Genomic DNA, 3621 nt, shown 5'->3' on the forward strand with positions numbered 1-3621 from the left:
GCTACGACTGGTGGCGCTACGGCTGCGACCAGCTTGCCTCGACCGCCCGCGAACGCGGCATAAAACTGGCGCTGCTGCCCGGCGAATGCCGCGACGAGGATCTGCGCCTGATCGAAGCCTCGACGCTGCCGCGCGAGGAGTTGGACGGCCTGCTCGACTATTTCCGCGAGGGCGGCCCGGCGAATATGAGCGCGCTGGTGCGCAGGCTGGCGGGCTTGGCGGGACAGGATGCGGAAGTGATCGGCCCGGTGGTGGTGCCGAAAGCTGGTTTTTACGTGCCCGGATGTGGAGTTGTGGAGAAGCCGGACTTATCGAATGCTGGCGCTTACAACGTCAACGCTCCTATCATCCCCATCCTGTTCTATCGCTCGATGCTGCTGGCCGCCGATGTCGCGCCCATCGATGCGCTTGTTGAAGCGCTGCGGCAGCGCGGCATCGACCCAGTCCCGATCTTCGTCTCCAGCCTCAAGGACCCAACCTCCCTCGCCTTCGTGGAAACAGCACTGACGGCGCTGAAGCCCGCCGCCATCATCACCGCGACCGCTTTCGCCTCAGGCGCCGAACCCGGCATCGAAACGCTGTTCGACCGCGCCGGCGTGCCTGTCTTCCAGGTCATCGTCGCCACCACCCGCCGCGACATCTGGCAAAACAACCAGCGTGGCCTGGCACCCGCCGACCTCGCCATGCATGTCGTGCTGCCCGAACTCGACGGCCGCGTCCTCGCCGGCGCCATTTCCTTCAAGGGCGAGACCGAGACCGATCCCGCACTCGGCCACCGCGCCTTCGCCAACCGGCCGGAACCGGATCGCGTGGCGCAGGTCGCTGACCGCGTCGCGGCCTTCATCAAGTTGCAGGAGACACCCCGCGCCGGGCGCAAGCTGGCCATCCTAATCCCGGATTACCCTAGCGCTCCTGGTCGAACCGGCTATGCCGTCGGCCTCGACGTGCCGTCCAGCGTGCTCGCCATGCTGCATGACCTGAAGGAGCAGGGCTATGTGATTGAGGGGATTCCGCAGACGCCGCGTGGGTTGCTGGATTTGCTGGAAGCCAGCGATACTGGATTGGCCTTAGATAACTACATTGCCTTCTCGACGGAGTTGCCGACTGCGGCAATTACTGCGGTCGAAGCCGCTTGGGGCAAAGCGGAAGACGAAACAGGTTTGCGCGGAAGCTTCCCCTTCCGCGCCGCCACCTTCGGCAACGTCACCATCGCCCTCGCCCCCGACCGCGGCCGCTCCGTCGACCGCCGCGCCGACTACCACGACCCGACGCTGCCCCCGCGCCATGCGCTGATCGCCTTCGGCCTCTGGCTGCGCAAGTCGCTCGGCGTCCACGCGCTGGTCCATGTCGGCGCCCATGGCACGCTTGAATGGCTGCCGGGCAAAACCGTTGCTCTGTCGGAAAACTGCTTTCCGGAGATCGTCACCGGTCCCCTGCCCGTCATCTATCCCTTCATCGTCTCCAACCCGGGCGAAGCGGCGCAGGCCAAGCGGCGCATTGCCGCCGTCACCCTTGGCCATTTACCGCCACCGCTGACCGGCGCCGGGCTGGACGAAAACCAGCACAAGCTCGAGCGGCTGGTCGACGAATATGCGCAGGCCGACGGGCTCGACCGTCGCCGCCGTGACCGACTGGCGAAACTGATCGTCGACACCGCGCAAAAAACCGGTCTCGCCTCCGAAGCCGGCGTTGCCAGAACCGACGCGCCCGACGAGGCCTTGCGCCGCATCGATGCCTGGCTCTGCGACCTCAAGGATTTCGCCATCAAGGACGGGCTGCATATCTATGGCCGCGCTCCGGAGGATGAGCCGGACGCCATGCGCCGGCAAAGTGCTGAAGCCGAGAAGACGGCGCTCATCGCCGCGCTCGATGGCCGCCACGTCAAGGCTGGGCCGGCCGGCGCGCCTGCGCGCGGCCGCTCGGACGTCTTGCCTACCGGCCGCAATTTGTTCACCTCGGACCCGCGCACCATGCCGACGCCGACCGCCTATGATCTGGGCAGGGCAGCGGCGGAGGAAGTCGTGCGCGGCTACATGCAGTCGCATGGCGACTGGCCACGCTCGCTAGTCATCGATCTCTGGGGCTCGGCATCGCTGCGCACCGGCGGCGAGGAGATCGCTCAAGGCCTGGCGCTGATGGGCTGCCGGCCGCAATGGGATTTGGCCACCGGCCGCATCACCGGCATCGAAGTGCTGCCGCCGGCCACGCTCGGAAGGCCACGCGTCGATGTCACATGGCGCATATCAGGCCTGTTCCGCGACATGTTCCCGACCCAGATCGCGCTGATCGATGCCGCAGCCAACGCGGTTGCCGCGCGCGACGAGGACGATTCGGAAAACCCGCTCGCGGCCAAAACCCGCGCCGACGGCAAGATCAGCCCGCGCATCTTCGGCACCTCGCCGGGCACATACGGCGCCGGCGTCGAGGATCTCATGTCCTCCGGCGACTGGGCGGCACGCGACGAAATCGGCCGCGCCTATCTCGACGCTACATCGCACGCCTATGGCGGCGCCGGGGGCGAAGGCATCTCCGCGCCCGGCGCCTTCGAGGGCCGCATCGCCGAAGCCGATCTTCTCGTCCACACCGGCGACGACCCCGGCCGCGACATCCTCGAGGGCTCCGCCGATGTGGCCTTCATCGGCGGCTTTTCCGCAGCACTTGCGGCGCTCGGCAGGAATGCCGACGTCATCGTGCTCGACACCACGGACCCGCAAAAGCCGAAGCCACGCTCGATCAGTGAGGCCGTAGCGCGCGTCGTGCGTGCCCGCGCCGTCAATGCCCGTTTCATCGCTGGCCAGATGCGGCACGGCCCGCGCGGTGCCTCCGAATTCGCCGAAACCGTCGACCGGCTGGTCGGCTTCGCCGAAACCACGCACGCCATTCCGGGAACGCTGATCGAGGCGGTGCATGACGCCTATGTCGGCGATCCCATGGTCCGCGCCTTCATCCTGCGCGAAAACCCCGCCGCCGCAAAAATAATCGCCGAGCGTTTCCTGTCGGCGCGCCGGCGCGGCCTCTGGCATCCCCTGCGCAATTCCATCGACGACGATTTGACGGCCCTGATTGCCGAGGCAGAAGCACTTGGGGTGGCGGCATGAGCGCCTTCTCGCGCCGCGGCGCCTGTCCGGCTTTGTCGGCACCGATGCAAACCGGCGACGGCCTGCTGGTGCGGCTCAACCCGGTTGCTGGGGGAATGTCGCCAGAGTCGTTGATCGGACTAGCCGAATCCGCTTTGCGGCACGGCAATGGCATCATGGAAGTCACCGCGCGCGGCAGTTTGCAGATACGCGGCCTGACGGCGCAAAGTGCTGCGCTGCTGGCGGCGGAGGTCGATGCGCTTGATATCGCGGTTCGCACCGGCGTGCCGGTCGAGACCGGGCCGCTGGCAGGCATTGATCCGCAAGAGATTGCCGATCCCCGGCCGCTGGCTGAACGTATCAGGGCTGCGATCGAAGAAGCTGGGCTCGTACAGCGCCTAAGACCGAAGGTGTCGGTCGTTGTGGACGGCTGCGGGCAACTCGCCATGGATGCGGTCACGGCCGACGTGCGGCTTGCTGCAACGCGCACCGATGCGGGAGTTCGGTGGCGCGTGTCTGTCGCGGGTGACGGGAGGAATGCGAG

The 3621-nt window shown here is 67.0% G+C and carries 1 protein-coding gene and 1 pseudogene; both read left to right on the forward strand.

The annotated features are described in order from the left end of the window. The coding region (gene cobN / locus ENZ74_RS25640) for a cobaltochelatase subunit CobN (protein WP_127313071.1) at positions 1 to 3098 on the forward strand (3098 nt) is incomplete at its 5' end. Next, positions 3095 to 3621, forward strand: a pseudogene (locus ENZ74_RS25645) (precorrin-3B synthase); the annotation flags it as partial. The gene cobN and the pseudogene ENZ74_RS25645, both read left to right, overlap by 4 nt.

This window comes from Mesorhizobium sp. M7A.F.Ca.CA.002.15.2.1 (assembly GCF_003998715.1).
Taxonomy (GTDB): Bacteria; Pseudomonadota; Alphaproteobacteria; order Rhizobiales; family Rhizobiaceae; genus Mesorhizobium; species Mesorhizobium ciceri.